The following is a 19343-nucleotide window of genomic DNA, read 5'->3' as shown; positions in this document are numbered from 1 at the left end:
AAGGGTTATACGCACTAACCCTAGCCCTAGGGCTAAGCTAGTAATAACCCGAAGATGGGGTTTTGTCTGAAATCCAAATTAAGGAAGCGAAGCGCCCTGTCTCCTTATCTCTGCGGTAAGAAAAGAAATGCGTCGGGTTATTCACAGTACAAAAGTCTCCGCCATAGATCTGCTTAATACCAAAAGAACGCAAGCGATCCTGAGCGAGAAGATATAGATTGGCTAAATACTTTTCCGGACTGCCAGCAATAGGCTGAAACGCCTCCGATAAGATGGCTTGAGATTGACTGGCAAATGCTTGCAGTACGTCTGGACCAACTTCAAAGGCTGAAGGTCCAATTGCCGGGCCCATCCATGCCGTAATGTCTTGAGGCCTCAAACCCGCAGATAGAGAGCACATTTCTTGGATGGTATTTTCAAGGACTCCACCACTGAGACCGCGCCAGCCAGCATGAGCGGCGCCAATAACATCACCTCTCTTACTTGCAAACAATACCGGCATGCAATCGGCCGTCAGAATAGCTAGAACCTCGTTTGGAACATTACTAACGGAGGCATCCGCTTCAAATGGGCCATTGCTCAAATTTTGTCTTGAGACCGGGGTGCTGACCTTGACCCCATGAATCTGTTTAAGCCAAATTGGTTCGTTGGGCAGGTATGTTTTGAGAATGCTGCGGTTTTGCAGAACATCCTGCAAATGATCACCCGCATTCAGCCCTAGATTGAGACCATTGAAAGGAGGCTTGCTAACTCCACCTTCCCGAGTTGTGCAAAAAGCCTTAATTTGCTGCGGCACATCCCAGTTGGGCTTGATCTGTTTAATTGCGCTGGTCATTTTTGATGGATGCCATCAAGGCGTCTTCTTTAGGCAGGTCGGCCTCAACCATGGCAACCAAAGGCAGTAACTCCATGAAATCTGGAGGTGGCAATCTAAACCAGGTCATCACCTCCTGGGTTACTGGGTGCTGCAGACTGAGAGCATAAGCATGCAGCGCTTGCCGACCGAAAGGTAGTGTTTTAGCTGCACCAGGCGTTCTTTTACGGTAAACCGGGTCGCCCAATAGTGGGAAGCCTAATGATTCGAGGTGAACACGGATTTGGTGGGTTCTTCCCGTCTCTAGGCGGCACTCCAGCAAAGCCACTGGACTCTCTAAAAATGCGCCTTTAGCCAGGCGTCGAAACAAAGTGGCTGCAGGTTTACCTTGGGCAGAGCCAGCGGCCATTTTGAGGCGGTCACGCTGATCGCGACCTACAGTTGCCAGCACCTTTCCTTGAGAAGGCGCCTCCCCCCAAACTAAAGAAAGATAACGGCGTCCAACAGTTCGCTCTTGGAGCTGTCTTACTAGTGCGGTTTGTGCGATATCCGTCCGAGCTACCACCATTAATCCCGAAGTATCTTTATCGAGGCGATGAACAATTCCAGCTCTTGGGAGGTTTTTGAGCTCGGGGAAACGGTGCAATAGGCCATTTAATAGGGTTCCCGTCCAATTACCAGCGGCAGGATGTACTACCAGCCCAGCGGGTTTATTCAGGACAATGATGGCTTCATCCTCATAGACAACATCAAGAGGGATATCTTCCGGAGCAAAAGCAAATTGTTCGGGCATTTCTTGTGGGAACACCTTAATACTCTCGCTTCCACGGAGTAAATGGCGCACTTTAGTGACTTTTCCATCGACTGTGACTGCCCCGGCCTCAACCCAGGCTTTGAGCCGATTACGAGAATAATCAGGCAAAGCACCGCCTAGGAACTTATCCAAACGCTCCCCACTGACCTCAGGGGGAACTTCTAGGGCTATGAAATCCTCATCATCGATATAATCAATGGGATTCGAATCGGGAGTATGCGGCAATGCCACGCTTAAAGAGCCTTTTAGTTATGTCGGACGTTATTACAGACGCCAGTTTAAGGCTTGCTGCCAGTGTTGGGTCATCTTCCAAAAAATCCCTGATTTCTTTATTTGTCGGAGCTACTGCAGCCTGCCTAGTTCTTAGCGGATGCGCTGGTAGTGATGGTCAAAAGGATGACACCGATATCTGGTCAGAGACAAAGCTGTATTCCGAGGCAACCGAAAAACTAAGAGATGCCGATTATGCGAGGTGCGGCAAATACTTTGAAAAGTTAGAAGGACGCTTTCCTTTCGGACCCTACTCTCAGCAAGCACAAATTAATGCTGCCTATTGTTACTGGAAAGCTCAAGAGCAGGCCCAAGCTCAAGTGGCTATCGATCGTTTCATCAAACTACATCAGGGCAGCCCTAATTTAGATTATGGCTATTACCTTAAAGGCTTAATTAGCTTCAATGATGATTTAGGTTGGCTCGGTAAATTCACAGGACAAGATTTAAGCGAGCGAGATCCAAAGGCAGCCAAGGAAGCTTTTGAATCCTTTAAGGTGGTGGTTGAACGCTTCCCCGATAGCAAGTATGCGCCTGACTCTCTGGACCGCATGCGCTACATCGTGAACTCACTTGCCGAAGCAGATGTGATCGTAGCTCGCTTTTACTATCAACGTGGCGCCTATCTAGCATCCGCCAACAGAGCGCAGCTCGTGATTCGTGACTACGATCGTGCACCTGCTGTAGAAGAAGCGCTTTACCTTCTCACCAAGTCATATGAGAAGCTAGGTATGACTGACCTCAGCAATGATGCGGCGCGTGTATTTAAGCTGAACTTCCCAGATAGCCAGATGATGATTACTGGTCAACGCGTTCAGAAAGAACGTCGTTGGTGGCAGATCTGGAATAAATAAAAGGATCGATCAAGTAGCGCAGGGCGTTACTTGATTAACACTCGCACCCTCTGTGCCAATGCACAAATAAGCTCGTAGCCGATGGTCCCGCTCATTTGAGCTACATCATCTACCGGCACTTCATTGCCCCATAGCTCTACCGCACTACCAATTTTGGCATTGGGCGCTTCGCGCAAATCAATCGTCAACATATCCATAGAAACTCGGCCAACTATCGGACAAATCACACCATCACCCTGTGCATCAGCACCATCAACCCAAACTGGCGTGCCGTCTTCTGCATGACGTGGATAACCATCTGCATAACCACAGGCAATAACACCGATACGCATATCCTCCGGAGCTTGATAACGACCACCGTAACCAACCCGGTCACCCTTCTTAAGTTCCTGAATGTCGATGATTTCACTACGCAATTGCATGACAGCCTGGAGTTCGGATCGAATAATATCCGCATGCACTCCAGTTGGTGATATGCCATAGAGCATGATTCCGGGGCGAACCCAATCACCAAGCGCATTTCGATGCCACAGGATTGCAGCCGAATTAGCCAAAGAGCTGGGTGCCTGAAGACCCTCGATGGTCTGCTCAAAACATTCCATTTGCTCGCCGACCGATGGTGCTTGGTCAACCTGATCTGCATTAGCAAAATGGGTCATGTGATGAAGGCGATAGCCAGCAGAATGGAGGCGATGAAAAGCGAGGCGATATTGATCCGGTCTTAAACCAAGGCGATTCATTCCCGAGTTCAGCTTTAAAAAAATATTACCGGGGTGACCAGTATGGTTTTTAAAGGACTCAAGCCATAAAACCTGCTTCTCGCTATGAACCACTAAGTCGCATTGAAGTTGGATTGCCAACTCAAGCTCCTGTTCACTAAAAAGACCTTCCAGAAGGAGAATGCGGCCTTCCCAGCCATGATCCCTTAACCATTGGGCATCTGCAATATCTAGTAAGGCAAAGCCATCAGTGGATTCAAGGCCCTTATAGGCTGCTTCTAGGCTATGACCATAGGCCTTAGCCTTTACTACAGACCAAATCTTAGATTCAGGGGCGAGCTCACGAATACGGCCCAAATTATGACGAAAGGCATCTGTGTGTATAGTTGCCAGAATTGGCCTATGAATTAAGCTATTGGCTGACAAGCTCATATGCACCCCCTTTCGTGTTTTAATTATATTAATGACTAGATTGTACGAATGAACCGTAGTTTTTACATCATTATGGCGGCGCAATTTTTTTCGTCGCTTGCTGATAACGCATTGCTGATTGCAGCAATCGCCCTCTTGGTCCAGCTTAACGCTCCGGCCTGGATGACCCCTTTACTCAAATTATTCTTTGTTCTGTCCTACGTCTTGTTGGCTGCCTTCGTAGGAGCCTTTGCTGACTCCCGCCCTAAGGGTAATGTCATGTTCATCACTAATACGATTAAATTCATTGGTTGTGTAGTGATGCTATTTGGCAGCCACCCTTTATTGGCCTATGCGATTGTTGGCCTAGGAGCTGCGGCCTACTCCCCAGCTAAATACGGCATCCTCACAGAATTGCTTCCACCAGAAAAATTAGTGGCAGCGAATGGCTGGATTGAGGGCCTCACTGTAGGCTCCATCATCATGGGCACCGTGCTTGGTGGCGTCTTAATTAGCAAGTCTGTATCTGAGAGCCTCCTAGGACTTGATATGCCAATACTAGAGACCAGCATTGATACCGCAGCCGAATCTGCCATCATGATCATCATGATGATTTACATCTTGGCTGCCCTGATTAATTTACGCATTCCAGATACTGGAGCGCGCTATGAGTCCCAAAAGACCAACCCAATTGAACTGGTAAAAGATTTTGCTGTCTGCTTTAAGACTCTTTGGGCCGATCGTCTTGGTCAAATCTCCTTGGCAGTGACGACCTTATTTTGGGGTGCTGGGGCAACCTTGCAGTTTATTGTGATTAAGTGGGCACAAGTTTCCCTACATATGACCCTATCCCAAGGCGCCATTCTTCAAGCGATTTCTGCATTTGGCGTTGCTGGTGGAGCTGTATGGGCTGCTTGGCGTATACCTCTTAAGAGCTCGCTGAAGGTTCTTCCCTATGGCATCGCCATGGGTTTAGTTGTCTGCGTAATGGCAATCTACAACTCCGACATGTTACCCAATACCAGCATTCTGACCATTGGCAAGTTCGAACTTGCACTCAACCTATTGCCAGCTTATTTCTTGCTGATCTTGGTTGGTTGGTTGGCGGGTTATTTTGTGGTCCCGATGAATGCCCTGCTTCAACATCGCGGCCATGTTCTGATGTCTGCAGGTCATTCGATTGCCGTGCAAAACTTTAATGAAAATATTTCTGTGCTGATGATGTTGTTGATTTATTCCGGACTGATTTGGTTGGATGCACCAATTCAGGCAGTCATTATTGGCTTTGGTGTAGCAGTAAGCGCCATCATGTGGCTAGTCATTAAGCGCCATGCTGCTAATCAGGCTGAATATGACTCAATGCATTTGATTGGGGAGCACAAGCACTAAGCGCAAGGCTTAGATGTTTTGTAAGACGGATTTAGCCAATAGCAGATCTTGCCAAAATAGACTCTTGTCTTTCGGCCTAGCAATCAACTGATTTAATTCAAAAGTAGCAATGAGTGGCAAGTCCTCTGCACCATCAACATGAATAGCCAAGACAGTCTCCCGAAGCTCAGGCAGCGCATCACGCTCACCTGACAACCTTTGAGCAGCAGTTACACCAAACGCCAGAGCCACTATAGGTGTTCCGTCTTGTGGCAACTGTTCGGGATTGAATTGTTCGGCAGGATTTTTCCAAGACCACTCTTGGGAAGATAAGCCGAGAACCCGAATGATATTCTGAAAGAGCAATTCGACATCACCTTGAGGTTTATTGCCATAAAACCACCATATGCCAGCCGAAGCTCTCTCCTGCTTTTCAGTCACGACAGCGGCAGCAGTCTGATGCTGAGAAACCTCAGTAGCGATCACTTCTGCGGCTTGTTCAGGAGCCGCATCTCGTGAAGTCCACTCGGTAATACCCATCTCCTTCAGGAAGGTGGAATTTGTACTCATATTCATGACTCAAGCTTAATCGATTTAGCCAAAACTAGGGCGTCTTCGCGCAAACCACTAGCGATATCCACTGGGTAATAATTTTTGCGTAAACCAATCTGCTCATATCCAAGACTTTGATAGAGCTTTAAGGCTGACTCATTAGAGGGTCGAACCTCTAAAATAATTCTGGGCATATTTTGCTGGGCGGCTACACCCTCGATGGCATTCATCATTTTTACGCCAATACCCAAACGACGTAATTTTGGAGAAACGGTAATGTTGAGGAGATGTAACTCATCAACAGCCGGAAACAAAATGCAGTAGGCCCAGAGAATTTCTGGGTCTAAATAACTGCCCTTTACTGCATCAGACAATTGTGGCCTGACGCAATAGGCCCAATGACCTGCAGCTAGTGAGTCTGAAAAGTTGCCTTTTGTCCAAGGGTGGATATGTGAAACAGACTCTATAGCGAGAACTGAATCTAAGTCTGCGACTGTCATGGGCAGAAAAGAAAGTTCCGCTACGCCTGCAGAACTTAACTGCTCGGGCTTGATACTATCAACCATGCTGTTGACTACGTTCAGCGGAAGTCAATGCCACTTTATTACGTATGTACAGTGGCTCAAGCAAGTGAATATCTTGTTGCAAGCCTTTGCTCCACATGTCCCGAGCACAATCTAAAACTCCTAAAGCATTCACTGTAATAGACGAATCAAGCTGATTGCTAGCAAGAGATTGTGAAAGGCTGGCAAATACACGATCTCCAAACTCATTAATCGCACTACCCGCCAAGAAATCAGTATTCGAGAGTTCAATTTCCTCTGGTTTCGTCAAATGAATATCGCCCTGACGATATGGCAATTGATTTACTTTTACCTGATATCTGGCCCAGTAAACCTCGTCCATGCGGGCATCCACAGAGATTACAAAGGATTGCGCCCTTGAAGCAATAAATGCAGGCGTCAGAATCAGTTGGCTGGCAATAGCATCCAGACTGGCTACCGGCAGTACTGGTAGTCTTGCTGCGATTGCTAAACCTTGGACTGCTGCGACTCCAAGTCGAACACCCGTGAAGGCTCCTGGACCTACGCCAATAGCAATAGCATCCAGCGCAGAAAGTTCGATTGAGGCTTCAGATAACAACTCTTCAACCCAAGGCAATAAGAGTTGGCTAGCGCCTGCCGACACTTTTTGGTGACGGAAAATAGGTGCAGCATCAGTTAAAGATAAAGCCACCGAACACCAAGCTGATGAGGTGTCGATGGCCAATATATGGGTCAATTGGGGCTTTCTAGATACTTATGAATTCAGACCTGCAATGATATCCGGTGGCGCCTGAACAAGTTCAATCAACACACCTTCACCACAGAAAGGAAACTCTTCATTACCTTTGGGGTGAACAAAGGTAATGTCATAGCCAGCTGCACCTTTACGAATACCACCTGGTGCAAAACGCAGACCCTGTGCAGACAACCACTCCACAGCCTTGGGAAGATCATCCACCCATAAGCCAATGTGGTTTAAGGGAGTTTGATGAACGGAAGGCTTTTTTTCAATATCAAAGGGTTGCATGAGATCCACTTCGATTTCATGAGCACCTTTACCAATTGCACAAATATCTTCATCGACGTTTTCACGTTCAGAGACAAAGGTGCTCTTATATTCAAAGCCCAACAGGTCAACCCACAGCTTACGGAGACGCTCTTTATTTTCGCCGCCAATGGCAATTTGTTGAACGCCTAATATCTTGAATGGTTTAGTCATAGCAGGCCTTATTCAAAGCGAATGATCAATTGATCAACCGCTAAGCTTTCGCCAACATTGGCACAGATTTCAGCAACCACACCGTCTTGCGCCGCAACCAATGTGTTTTCCATTTTCATAGCCTCAATCGCAGCCAATTTTTGACCAGCAGTGACTGCCTCACCAACTTGGACGGAAATGTTGGTTAATAGGCCTGGCATTGGTGACATCACCAACTTTGAAGTATCTGGTGGAACCTTGACCAACATCCGACGCTGAAGCTCAGCGCCCAGGGGACTTAGCACCATACACTCGTAGTGCGCTCCGTCTAAAACAAGAGCGTACTTCACACCCTTGCGCTCTACTTGAGCGGTAATTTTGTGCGTGCCATTGATGGTTGCGCGCAAACATAGCTCGCCTGGACGCCAATTACTGACAAGGTCATAACGACTAACATCGCCCCCTTCTTCAATATAGACGGAATACACACCATCTTTCAGATCAACACGAACAGGAATCTCTTTCATCTCTTCGCTAGATCCAACTCGTGAACCGGTGACCACTACGAAATTCTTGGCAATTGTCATCTCGTGACCAGCCAATTGGCCGTCAATCATCTGGATGTGCTCAAGATAACGGTAACGCATAAACGCGGATAAAGCTGCTAAACGTTTTGGATCTGCTGGCTGTACGGAATCCTTTTTAAAACCATCGGGATATTCTTCAGCAATAAAGCCAGTAGTGAAGTCACCAGAGACAAAGCGTGGATGCTGCAACAGGGCTGCCTGGAAAGGAATATTCGAATGAATACCGCGAATGACAAAGTCATTTAGTGCAGCACGCATCTTTTCAATTGCTTCAGTACGATCTTTACCGTGCACAATCAACTTGGCAATCATGGAGTCGTAGTACATCGGGATCTCGCCGCCCTCATATACACCTGTATCAACACGCACACCATCCAACTCTTCTGGTGGACGGTATTTAACGAGACGCCCTGTAGAAGGTAAAAAGTTACGGAATGGATCATCTGCATTAATACGACATTCCATCGACCATCCATCAAGCTTGATATCTTCCTGCTTGAATGCCAACTTCTCGCCAGCGGCCACACGAATCATCTGCTCCACTAAATCGAGACCAGTAATACCCTCGGTAACCGGATGCTCTACTTGCAAGCGGGTATTCATCTCAAGAAAGTAGAACGACTTATCTTTGCCGACCACAAACTCCACAGTGCCTGCAGATTGATAGTTCACTGCTTTTGCTAAAGCTACAGCCTGTTCACCCATCGCCTTACGGGTAGCTGGATCAATAAATGGGGATGGCGCTTCTTCAATCACCTTTTGATGGCGTCGTTGAATAGAACAATCACGCTCACCTAGATACACCACATTGCCATGTGCATCCCCTAACACCTGAATTTCAATATGGCGTGGGCCTTCAACAAACTTCTCAATGAAGATACGATCATCACCAAAGCTATTCATCGCCTCTGTTTTACAAGCAGCAAAACCTTCGCCAGCCTCTTTGTCATTAAATGCAACACGCAAGCCTTTACCACCACCACCTGCAGATGCCTTAATCATCACCGGGTAACCGATTCCTTGGGCAATCTTTACCGCTTCTTCAGTTGTATCAATCGCTTCGTTGTAGCCAGGAATAGTGTTGACCTTAGCCTCAAGAGCCAACTTCTTTGAAGCAATCTTGTCGCCCATTGCCGCAATAGACTGATGCTTAGGGCCAATGAAAACAATACCCTCTTCTTCGCAACGGCGAGCAAATTGCTCATTCTCAGATAAGAAGCCATATCCAGGGTGAACTGCTTCAGCACCAGTATCTTTACAGGCCTGAATAATGCGGTCCATTACCAAATAAGATTCGCGTGAAGGAGCCGGCCCAATACAAACCGCTTCGTCAGCCATCTGCACATGTCGCGCTTCTTTATCTGCCTCGGAATAGACGGCCACTGTCTTGATACCCATCTTCTTGGCAGTCTTCATCACACGGCAGGCGATCTCGCCGCGGTTAGCAATCAAAATTTTCTTAAACATTTTCGTAGTCATGATTTGTCGGCGCCTTAAAGAGGAATATTGCCGTGTTTACGCGGTGGGTTTGTCAGCTCTTTATCTTTGAGCATTGCCAAAGAGCGTGAGATACGCTTCCGTGTCTCATGGGGCAAGATCACATCATCAATGTAGCCGCGTCGACCCGCTACAAAAGGATTTGCAAATTTAGCTTTGTACTCAGCTTCGCGAGCAGCAATTTTTGCGGGATCAGATTTTTCTTCACGGAAGATAATCTCAACGGCACCTTTAGGGCCCATCACTGCAATCTCAGCTGATGGCCATGCGAAGTTAACGTCACCACGCAAGTGCTTAGATGCCATCACGTCATAGGCGCCACCGTAGGCCTTACGAGTAATCAGCGTTACTTTTGGAACGGTGCAATCCGCATAGGCGTACAGCAACTTCGCGCCATGTTTAATGATGCCGCCGTATTCTTGTGATGTACCAGGCATGAATCCAGGTACGTCAACCAAGGTTACAACTGGAATATTGAAGGCATCACAGAAGCGTACAAAACGAGCAGCTTTAATGGATGCCTTGATATCCAAGCAGCCTGCTAAAACTAAAGGCTGGTTTGCAACGATACCAATCGAGCGGCCCTCCATACGAGCAAAACCAATGAGGATATTTTTTGCGTAATCAGGCTGGAGCTCGAAGAATTCACCATCATCCACGATTTTCCCGATCAACTCTTTCATATCGTAAGGTTGGTTTGGATTGCTTGGCACCAATGTATCTAGTGAGAAATCTGGCTCTTCAGTGCGTTGCGCCCCATTGATCATGGGTGGCTTTTCCCGATTAGATAATGGGAGGTAGTTAAAGAAACGGCGGAGCATCATGATGGCATCAACGTCGTTGTCAAAAGCTAAGTCACATACGCCTGAAATAGTGGAATGGGTAACGGCACCACCAAGCTCTTCTGCCGTTACATCCTCATGGGTTACCGTCTTGACCACTTCCGGTCCAGTAACAAACATATAAGAGCTATCTTTCACCATGAAGATGAAATCAGTCAGAGCTGGTGAGTACACTGCACCGCCAGCAGATGGACCCATGATGAGTGAAATTTGCGGGATGACGCCAGAGGCAGTCACATTACGTTGAAAGATCTCGGCATAGCCACCCAAAGAAGCAACACCCTCTTGAATACGTGCACCACCAGAGTCATTCAGACCAATCACAGGGGCGCCTACTTTAAGCGCCTGATCCATGATCTTGCAAATCTTCTCAGCATGCGCTTCAGAAAGAGAGCCGCCCAAAACAGTGAAGTCTTGTGAGAACACAAAAACTAAGCGGCCATTAATCATGCCGTAGCCAGTAACAACACCATCTCCTGGAACAGTTTGATCCGCCATGCCAAAGTCGTAGCAACGATGCTCAACAAACATATCCCACTCTTCAAAGGTACCCGCATCCAACAGGAGCTCAATACGCTCACGAGCAGTAAGCTTGCCTTTGGAATGTTGTGCAGCAATACGCTTTTGCCCGCCACCTAATCTGGCAAGCTCGCGCTTAGCTTCAAGCTGTTGAATGATTTCCTTCATAACTACTCCCTTAGAAAAATTCGTGTCCCATTGCCTCGAGCAATCGTCTCGCAGCAACAGATGCGGCCATGGTTCCTTGATTTACCTCGCCACTCAGGATGGGTAAAAGTGTTTGTACTTCCGGGTGATTCTGAAAAGCATTCTTGAGGCCTGCATCAATTCGATCCCACATCCAAGCACCGGCTTGTTGTTTGCGACGAGACTGTAACTGGCCATTTGCGTTTTGCAGCTTCTGAAAATGCAGAATTTTTTCCCATAATTCAGGCACTCCATTGCCTTCAAGAGCGCTCAAAGTCATGACAGTTGGGTGCCAATATTCCTGATTGTGAGAAGCATGATCGGGGTTGCCTTGGAAACCCAATAAGCGTAAAGAGCTTGTGATAAATAATTGAGCGCGCATTGCTGCATCTGGATCGATATCGACCTTATTGATGACAATCAGATCAGCAATTTCCATGACCCCTTTTTTGATGGCCTGCAGATCGTCTCCGGCATTGGGCAATTGCAATAAAAGGAACATATCCGTCATACCAGCAACTGCAATTTCGCTTTGACCGACGCCAACAGTTTCAACAATCACAATGTCAAAGCCGGCTGCCTCAGCAACCAGCATTGCTTCGCGTGTTTTCTCAGCTACACCACCTAGGGTGCATGATGACGGACTTGGACGAATAAATGCGTTATCTAAAACTGAGAGCCTCTCCATTCGGGTCTTATCACCCAAGATAGAACCGCCAGATAAGCTGGAGGAAGGGTCGATCGCCAGAACTGCAACCCGATGCCCTTTTTCAATGAGGTATAAACCTAAGGTTTCAATCAGGGTAGATTTACCAACACCCGGTACGCCTGAGATACCCAGGCGAAATGATTTGCCTGTTTTTGGCAATAAGGTATTGAGAACCTCATCAGCACGCTTGCGATGATCCATGCGTGTTGACTCAAGCAAGGTAATGATCTTAGCCAAGGCTCGACGCTGCGCCGGCGAAGGCGCACCAGTGAGATCATTCACCAAAGCTTGGTCAACTGCATTAAGCATGCTGATGTCTTCGATCTTGGGATTAAGCAGGTTTTACAGATTTACGAATCTGCTCGAGCACATCCTTAGCCGAAGCTGGAATTGGAGTACCAGGACCATATATGCCCTTCACCCCTGACTCATACAAGAAGTCGTAATCCTGCCTTGGAATAACACCACCCACGAAAACGATGATGTCATCAGCGCCCTGCTTCTTCAGCTCGGCAATGATGGCAGGCACCAAGGTTTTGTGACCTGCAGCCAGAGTAGAAACGCCTAAGGCATGTACGTCATTCTCAATTGCTTGACGGGCACATTCTTCAGGAGTTTGGAACAAAGGTCCGATATCTACGTCAAAACCGAGGTCAGCAAAAGCGGTTGCCACAACCTTAGCACCGCGATCATGACCATCCTGACCTAACTTAGCAATCATCACACGTGGACGGCGACCAAAGTCTTTTGCAAATTCCGCGATCTCTACCTTCAATTTTTCCCAACCTTCTGCTGAGTCATAAGCAGCTGCATACACACCAGTCACCTTTTGAGTATCGGCGCGATGGCGCCCGTAAACTTTTTCTAATGCATCTGAAACCTCACCAACCGTAGCACGCAAACGGATCGCTTGAACAGCCAACTCTAATAAGTTGCCAGTGTTTTCTTCTGCGGCTTTGGTTAATGCTTCTAATGCAGCCTCGACTTTTTTGGAATCGCGCTTCGCCTTAATATCTTTTAATCGAGCAACTTGGCTTTCACGAACCTTGTCGTTATCGATCATCAAGACATCAACTAAATCTTCTTTACCTAGCTTGTACTTATTCACTCCGACAATCACATCAGATCCGGAGTCAATCTTGGCTTGCTTCTCAGCGGCGGCAGCCTCAATCTTGAGCTTGGCCCAACCGCTTTCTACTGCCTTGGTCATACCGCCCATGGCGTCAACTTCTTGGATAATTTCCCAGGCCTTATCAGCCATTTCTTGAGTGAGGTTCTCCATCATGTAAGAGCCAGCCCATGGATCAATCACGCTAGTAATGTGGGTTTCTTCTTGCAAGATTAATTGGGTATTACGCGCAATACGGCTTGAGAATTCAGATGGCAACGCAATGGCTTCATCAAAGGAGTTCGTGTGCAAGGATTGTGTACCGCCGAATACCGCAGCCATGGCTTCAACAGTCGTACGAACAACGTTGTTATAGGGGTCTTGCTCAGTCAAAGACCAGCCAGATGTCTGGCAGTGTGTGCGCAGCATCAATGACTTAGGGTTTTTTGGCTCAAAAGACTTCATGATGCGCCACCACAAGAGACGAGCAGCACGTAGCTTGGCAACCTCTAAATAGAAGTTCATACCAATAGCAAAGAAGAATGAAAGGCGACCAGCAAAGCCATCCACATCTAAGCCTTTAGCTAAAGCAGTTTTTACATATTCTTTACCGTCGGCTAATGTGAATGCCAACTCGAGAACTTGGTTTGCACCAGCCTCTTGCATGTGATAACCCGAAATAGAGATCGAGTTAAATTTCGGCATGTGCTTGGCGGTGTACTCAATAATGTCGCCGATGATCCGCATAGAAGGCTCTGGCGGATAGATATAAGTATTGCGAACCATGAACTCTTTCAGAATGTCATTCTGAATTGTTCCGGATAGCAACTCTTGCTTAACACCCTGCTCTTCACCAGCAACGATATATCCAGCCAATACTGGCAACACGGCACCGTTCATCGTCATCGACACAGATACCTTGTCTAATGGAATGCCATCGAACAAGATTTTCATATCTTCAACAGAGTCAATGGCAACACCTGCTTTACCAACATCACCAGTCACACGTGGATGATCTGAATCGTAGCCACGATGGGTTGCCAAGTCGAATGCCACTGATACACCCTGACCACCTGCATCTAAAGCCTTGCGATAAAACGCATTCGATTCTTCAGCAGTTGAAAAGCCAGCGTACTGACGAATAGTCCATGGTCGTACTGAGTACATCGTTGCCTGAGGACCGCGAACAAATGGTTCAAAGCCTGGTAAGGAATGGGTGTACTGAAGACCTTCTGTATCTTCCGCTGTATACAAAGCCTTGAGATGAATACCATCCGGGGTTTGCCAGCCTAATTTATCAACATCCCCATTCGGAGCTGATTTTTGGGCTGATTTTTTCCACGCATCTAAATTGCTATCAGGCACATTTGGCCAACTATTAGATGTATTCGATGATGGCGTTTTCTTACTTGTACTCATAAAGCACTCCTGGTTGGCTTTATTGCATTGTTGCTAAATTTGTAAGGCTATTTTGCTTGACATTTTTAAATTTGTCTAGATACTGTATACATAATTATGAATACAAAACTGATTAATAGACCTCTATATGAAGATGTTGCTGAGCGCCTCCGCGAGCAGATCTTTTCACATGAATTGGCCCCTGGGAGCTGGCTAGATGAGCAAAGCCTAGCTCTGGCATTTGGGATCAGCCGGACCCCAATGAGAGAAGCCATCAAAGTATTGGCCTCGGAAGGCTTGGTCACAACCAAGATGAATAAAGGCGCGTATGTCACCGAGGTTGATAGGCGTGATCTTGAGCAAATCTTTACCGTTCTATCCCTACTAGAGGGTCAAGCAGCAAAAGAAACAGCGCTCAAGGCAACTGAAGCGCAGCTAACCCAATTGGATAACCTGCATCACCGACTAGAAAAAGCGGCAGCAGACAGAGATATTGAGCAATTTTTCGAAATCAACGTCAAATTTCATGACCTCATCCAAGAAATTGCAGGAAATAAATGGATGAATGGCGTTATTGAGGACCTGCGCAAGGTTCTGAAACTTCAAAGGCGGGATTCTTTAAGTCGGAGTGGTCGACTGTTGAGCTCACTGATTGAGCATCGAGAGATTCTCCAGGCCATACTGAAGCGCGATTCAATAGCAGCCGAGCTTGCTATGCGCAAACATCTAGCTCGGGGGCTTGAAGCCACTAAATAAGCTGCTCCCAAAAAAAATAAAGGCCTAAGTGAACACCTAGGCCTTTAAAGGATGGGGGCTGAAATTACTTCTTAATGACAAAGGTTCCAGGTAATTTAGAGATATATGCAGCCATATCCTGCAAATCAGCATCAGTAAACGCTTGAACTTGAGATCCCATAATGGCATTGTTGCGGCCGTATTGGGCATTGCCATTACCTACCTTATAAGCTTTTAAGGCGTAATAAAGGTAATCAGAATATTGGCCAGCTAACTTTGGATAAGCTGGCAAGATTGGAGCATTGAGACCAGCGCCATGGCATGAGGCGCAATTGGCCTTCTCTACCAGTGCCTGACCTTTTTCAGCATTAGCTGCTTGAGCTACGCCAATGCTAGATAACAACATGGCGGTAATTAGTGCGAATTTCATAAACATGCCTCTAAATATCACTTCAATGGGTTATTTGGTGAGCTGGCTGTTTGCGCAGCATAGTATTCGCCAAGGTCGGCCATGTCTTGGTCAGACAAGCTTCCAGCTATAGATCGCATCGTCGGATGCTTTCTTTCGCCTTTTTTATATGCCGCTAGGGAGCTGGCAATATAAGCAGCATTTTGGCCGCCGATCATTGGTACTTTGTAAACCAAAGGATAGTCAGCACGATAGTCAGGAATGGCGTGGCAACCGATGCAAAGCCAAACCTTACCCTGTCCAGCTTGGGCAGAGCCTTTAACGTCTTGAGCCTGTGCAGCAAATCCAGCAAAAGCCAAACCAGCACAAAGAGTCAATTGGGAAAGAATGAGGTGTTTTTTCATAGAAATCATCATTAACGAGTTTGATTCAAATCAATTTGGAAAGAGTATAGCGGAGACAGACCAAGATACCCCCTTTTCACCCCCTTAAATTAGCAAAAACACTGAAAATAACGGCCCTTTTACCTATACTTGAGCGCTATTTACAGACAAATTACCCCCTCAAGATGACCAAGACCAAATCCCGCTTCGACGGCTCCAAAAGCTATGTAGCCACTAATGACCTGAAATTGGCGGTCAACGCTGCCATTCAGCTGCAGCGCCCCCTGCTCATTAAGGGAGAGCCAGGAACAGGTAAAACCATGTTGGCCGAGGAAGTCGCCGCAGCCTTGAATATGCCACTGATGCAATGGCATATTAAATCCACCACCAAGGCTCAGCAGGGCCTTTATGAATACGATGCTGTTAGCCGACTAAGAGACTCCCAACTCGGCGATGCAAAAGTAAATGATATTCGTAACTACATTGTTAAAGGCGTTCTTTGGCAGGCATTCGAAGCGGATGAACCTGTCGTTCTATTAATTGATGAAATAGATAAAGCAGATATTGAGTTTCCAAATGATCTCTTGCGAGAAATTGACCGCATGGAATTCTATGTGTACGAAACACGGGAGTTGATTAAGGCAAAGCACCGCCCTCTTGTCATCATCACCTCCAACAATGAAAAAGAATTACCCGATGCATTTTTGCGTCGCTGCTTTTTTCATTACATCTCGTTCCCAGATGCCCAAACGATGCAAAGTATCGTGGATGTTCACCATCCGAACATCAAACAAACATTACTGGAAGCAGCACTCAAATCTTTTTATCAGATCCGGTCTTTGCCAGGCTTGAAAAAGAAACCCTCTACTTCAGAATTAATTGATTGGTTAAAGTTATTGTTGGCCGAAGATATTCCAGCTGAGGCCCTCTATAGCGGCGAAGACAAGATTGCAATTCCACCGCTGCATGGGGCGCTACTTAAAAATGAACAAGATATTCATTTATTTGAACGCTTGGTGATGATGAACCGCAATCATCGCTGATATCTCACACTGCAATAGCTGAATCATGTTGATTCAATTCTTTCTGAAACTCAAAGAGGCTAAAGTCCCGGTTTCTGTACGAGAATTTTTAACGCTTTTGGAAGCCCTAAAGGAAGGGGTCATTGAGCCCTCCATTGATGAGTTTTATCAACTCGCACGTATGACCTTGGTGAAAGATGAGCAGCACTTTGACCGCTTTGATCAGGTCTTTGGATCCTACTTCAATGGTGTAGAGCAACTAATGGCCTTAGCGCCTGATATACCCCTAGACTGGCTCGAGAAGAAACTGCAACGTGTACTAACGGAAGAAGAAAAAGCGGCACTCAAAAAATTAGGCGGTCCCGAAGCTTTACAAAAGCGTCTTCAAGAGCTTTTGAAAGAGCAGAAAGAATGGCACGGTGGCGGTAAAAAATGGATTGGCGCGGGAGGATCATCTCCTTTTGGGCATAGTGGATACCACCCTGAGGGTATTCGGATTGGTGGAGAAAGTGCTGGTAATCGCACTGCTATCAAAGTTTGGGAAGCAAGAGAATTCAAGGACTATGACAGCGATCTCAGTCTAGGAACTCGCAATATCAAAATGGCCTTACGTCGCTTGAGACGCTTTGCTAGAGAAGGCTCTAGTCTAGAGCTGGATCTCGATAAGACCATTCACTCGACAGCTGCAAATGCAGGGATGCTGGATATTCAAATGCGCCCTGAGCGCCATAACCAAGTCAAAGTCTTATTGCTAATGGATGTAGGCGGATCTATGGATGATCACATCCAGCGTATCTCTGAGTTATTCACTGCCGTCAAAACCGAATTCAAACACTTGGAGTATTACTACTTTCACAACTGTGTGTATGAGCATCTTTGGCAAAGCAATCGTCGCAGACGTGACCAAGTTACGGCAACACAAGACATCATCAATAAATATGGTCCAGACTACAAGCTCATTTTTATTGGCGATGCCACGATGTCTCCCTATGAAATTCTGAGTCCGAATGGTTCAGTCGAATACAACAACCGTGAAACTGGTGCAACTTGGATTAACCGCCTCATTGACCACTTCCCCCATTTTGCTTGGCTCAATCCAGAGCCGGAATCAGTCTGGCAGTATCGACAATCTATTGACATCATGAAAGGTCTCATGAAAGATCATATGTATCCCGTGACCTTAAATGGTCTTGAGGATGCGATGCGTCAATTGTCTAAGTAATCCAGTAAGATTTACAGAAGCCATTTTTTATTTTTTTCTTTCCATTTTTACTAAGAACCTATGACAAACCATATTAGCGACCGTCTCAAAACACTTGGCATTGATTTACCACCGCCTGGACCACCTGCAGCCGCCTATGTCATGGCTGCTACGACTGGTAATACTGTTTTTCTTTCTGGCCACATTGCCAAGAAAGATGGCAAGCCTTGGATTGGTAAGTTAGGTCTAGATATGGATACGGAGACTGGTAAAGCGGCTGCCAAATCGATTGCGATTGATTTGATTTCTACCCTGCAAAATCACTTGGGCTCTCTCGATAAAGTAAAGCGCATCGTCAAAGTGATGGGATTGGTGAATTCCACCTCTGAATTTACTGAGCAACATTTAGTGATTAATGGCTGCTCTGAATTGCTGTTTGAGGTTTTTGGCGATGCTGGCAAGCATGCCCGTAGCGCGTTTGGCGTTGCTCAAATCCCCTTAGGCGCTTGCGTTGAAATTGAGCTTATTGCTGAGATTTAATAACTCAGCAGGCTTAACTTGTGCTGTTGGATGTCTTCCGGCGTGTCGACATCCATTACAAATTCCTGCTTACTCGTATTCATTATCCTAACTTGTTTTGGATGAGCATCCATATAAGCTCTACAAACCATATCAGGGGTCTTGAGCACATCAGATATGGCCTTGTGAGAAAACAGTACTGGATTACCACGCTTCCCATCAACCATTGGCAGAATGATTTCCTCGCCAGCCTCTCGCTTGACGTACTCATCCAGCAGATCTTGAATCTCTGCTCCTCCAATCTCAGGCTGATCGGATAAGGCAACGAGCAGCACATCAAATGCACTCCGGAGTGATTCAAGTCCAAGGCGCACAGAGGAAGATTGGCCTCTTTCTGGAGAAAGATTTGGAATGATGCGTATTGGATACGCTAAGCAGGCGTTTAACTTTGCTATCTCCAACTCAATCACTTGGGCATGAAAACCAGTGACTGTTATGTATTCAACAGGATGAAATCCTTGTATTGAGTTTGAGAATCGCTGTAAAAGAGTCTGGCCATCTCGATGAAGCAAGGCCTTAGGGTGCGAACCTAACCTGCTGCCCTCTCCCGCCGCCAGCAAAAGCACGGCAAGGCGTAATTGTTTAGCTTGAGCAGATGGGCTAGAACTTGTCATTAGAGTGAT

Annotated in this window: 20 protein-coding genes; 6 read left to right on the top strand and 14 right to left on the bottom strand. The window is 46.6% G+C overall.

Annotation, left to right across the window (positions count from 1 at the left end; translation table 11 throughout):
- Positions 1–37: 37 nt before the first annotated feature.
- Both pgeF and AOC19_RS04460 read right to left on the bottom strand, forming a co-directional pair.
- The gene (gene pgeF / locus AOC19_RS04465) at positions 38–835 is read right to left on the bottom strand and encodes a peptidoglycan editing factor PgeF (protein WP_215377900.1); all 798 of its coding nucleotides are present in this window, start codon (positions 833–835) and stop codon (positions 38–40) included.
- Positions 819–1859: an RluA family pseudouridine synthase gene (locus AOC19_RS04460; protein WP_215377898.1), complete on the bottom strand. Its 1041-nt coding sequence runs from the start codon at positions 1857–1859 to the stop codon at positions 819–821. Before AOC19_RS04460 ends, pgeF begins: the two co-directional genes overlap by 17 nt.
- On the opposite strand from AOC19_RS04460, the gene AOC19_RS04455 reads away from it, so the two are divergent.
- Positions 1853–2752 (top strand): outer membrane protein assembly factor BamD, encoded by a 900-nt coding sequence (locus tag AOC19_RS04455; protein ID WP_435367681.1) that lies wholly within the window; start codon positions 1853–1855, stop codon positions 2750–2752. The two genes, AOC19_RS04460 and AOC19_RS04455, sit on opposite strands and share 7 nt — an antisense overlap.
- Positions 2753–2778: 26 nt before the next feature.
- On the opposite strand, the gene alr is transcribed toward AOC19_RS04455, so the two are convergent.
- The gene (alr, locus tag AOC19_RS04450; RefSeq protein ID WP_435367680.1) at positions 2779–3903 is read right to left on the bottom strand and encodes an alanine racemase; all 1125 of its coding nucleotides are present in this window, start codon (positions 3901–3903) and stop codon (positions 2779–2781) included.
- A 48-nt stretch (positions 3904–3951) separates the two neighbouring features.
- On the opposite strand from alr, the gene lplT reads away from it, so the two are divergent.
- Positions 3952–5271, top strand: coding sequence for a lysophospholipid transporter LplT (lplT, locus tag AOC19_RS04445; RefSeq protein WP_215377896.1), 1320 nt, complete (start codon positions 3952–3954; stop codon positions 5269–5271).
- 9 nt (positions 5272–5280) lie between these two features.
- Here the strand turns inward: lplT and AOC19_RS04440 are convergent, their stop codons facing one another.
- The 8 genes from AOC19_RS04440 to scpA are packed head-to-tail and all read right to left on the bottom strand — an operon-like array spanning position 5281 to position 14412.
- A complete protein-coding gene (locus AOC19_RS04440; protein WP_215377895.1) occupies positions 5281–5820 on the bottom strand; it encodes a hypothetical protein in 540 nt (179 codons plus the stop codon).
- Positions 5821–5822: 2 nt separating this feature from the next.
- A complete protein-coding gene (rimI, locus tag AOC19_RS04435; RefSeq protein WP_215377893.1) occupies positions 5823–6368 on the bottom strand; it encodes a ribosomal protein S18-alanine N-acetyltransferase in 546 nt (181 codons plus the stop codon).
- Positions 6361–7083, bottom strand: a complete 723-nt coding sequence (gene tsaB / locus AOC19_RS04430; RefSeq protein ID WP_251368084.1) for a tRNA (adenosine(37)-N6)-threonylcarbamoyltransferase complex dimerization subunit type 1 TsaB — start codon at positions 7081–7083, stop codon at positions 6361–6363. The genes rimI and tsaB overlap by 8 nt, the downstream gene beginning before the upstream one ends.
- An 18-nt stretch (positions 7084–7101) precedes the next feature.
- On the bottom strand, positions 7102–7566 hold the full coding sequence (locus AOC19_RS04425; protein WP_215377891.1) for a VOC family protein: 465 nt from the start codon (positions 7564–7566) through the stop codon (positions 7102–7104).
- An 8-nt stretch (positions 7567–7574) separates the two neighbouring features.
- Positions 7575–9599, bottom strand: coding sequence for an acetyl-CoA carboxylase biotin carboxylase subunit (gene accC, locus AOC19_RS04420; protein ID WP_215378107.1), 2025 nt, complete (start codon positions 9597–9599; stop codon positions 7575–7577).
- A 26-nt stretch (positions 9600–9625) separates the two neighbouring features.
- The gene (locus tag AOC19_RS04415; protein ID WP_215377889.1) at positions 9626–11158 is read right to left on the bottom strand and encodes an acyl-CoA carboxylase subunit beta; all 1533 of its coding nucleotides are present in this window, start codon (positions 11156–11158) and stop codon (positions 9626–9628) included.
- Between the two features lie 10 nt (positions 11159–11168).
- Positions 11169–12194: a methylmalonyl Co-A mutase-associated GTPase MeaB gene (gene meaB / locus AOC19_RS04410; protein WP_215377887.1), complete on the bottom strand. Its 1026-nt coding sequence runs from the start codon at positions 12192–12194 to the stop codon at positions 11169–11171.
- 22 nt (positions 12195–12216) lie between these two features.
- Positions 12217–14412: a methylmalonyl-CoA mutase gene (scpA, locus tag AOC19_RS04405; RefSeq protein ID WP_251368083.1), complete on the bottom strand. Its 2196-nt coding sequence runs from the start codon at positions 14410–14412 to the stop codon at positions 12217–12219.
- Between the two features lie 96 nt (positions 14413–14508).
- Here scpA and AOC19_RS04400 point away from each other — a divergent pair, with 96 nt between their 5' ends.
- Positions 14509–15147, top strand: a complete 639-nt coding sequence (locus tag AOC19_RS04400; protein ID WP_215377885.1) for a GntR family transcriptional regulator — start codon at positions 14509–14511, stop codon at positions 15145–15147.
- 64 nt (positions 15148–15211) lie between these two features.
- Here AOC19_RS04400 and AOC19_RS04395 read toward each other — a convergent pair whose 3' ends face one another.
- Entirely contained in the window at positions 15212–15556 is a 345-nt protein-coding gene (locus AOC19_RS04395; RefSeq protein ID WP_215377883.1) for a c-type cytochrome, read from the bottom strand.
- Positions 15557–15573: 17 nt separating this feature from the next.
- Positions 15574–15948: a c-type cytochrome gene (locus AOC19_RS04390; protein ID WP_015421076.1), complete on the bottom strand. Its 375-nt coding sequence runs from the start codon at positions 15946–15948 to the stop codon at positions 15574–15576.
- Between the two features lie 155 nt (positions 15949–16103).
- On the opposite strand from AOC19_RS04390, the gene AOC19_RS04385 reads away from it, so the two are divergent.
- Genes AOC19_RS04385 through AOC19_RS04375 form a run of 3 tightly spaced genes read left to right on the top strand, consistent with a single transcriptional unit; the run spans position 16104 to position 18681 of the window.
- Positions 16104–16961, top strand: a complete 858-nt coding sequence (locus AOC19_RS04385; protein ID WP_215377881.1) for an AAA family ATPase — start codon at positions 16104–16106, stop codon at positions 16959–16961.
- 25 nt (positions 16962–16986) lie between these two features.
- Entirely contained in the window at positions 16987–18162 is a 1176-nt protein-coding gene (locus tag AOC19_RS04380; protein ID WP_215377879.1) for a vWA domain-containing protein, read from the top strand.
- Between the two features lie 60 nt (positions 18163–18222).
- The gene (locus tag AOC19_RS04375; protein WP_215377877.1) at positions 18223–18681 is read left to right on the top strand and encodes a RidA family protein; all 459 of its coding nucleotides are present in this window, start codon (positions 18223–18225) and stop codon (positions 18679–18681) included.
- On the opposite strand, the gene AOC19_RS04370 is transcribed toward AOC19_RS04375, so the two are convergent.
- Positions 18678–19334 (bottom strand): nucleotidyltransferase family protein, encoded by a 657-nt coding sequence (locus AOC19_RS04370; RefSeq protein WP_215377875.1) that lies wholly within the window; start codon positions 19332–19334, stop codon positions 18678–18680. The genes AOC19_RS04375 and AOC19_RS04370 overlap by 4 nt on opposite strands.
- Positions 19335–19343: the final 9 nt, after the last annotated feature.

The sequence above is a fragment of the Polynucleobacter asymbioticus genome, from assembly GCF_018687575.1.
Taxonomy (GTDB): Bacteria; Pseudomonadota; Gammaproteobacteria; order Burkholderiales; family Burkholderiaceae; genus Polynucleobacter; species Polynucleobacter asymbioticus_C.
This window is presented reverse-complemented; position numbering and strand designations above follow the sequence as displayed.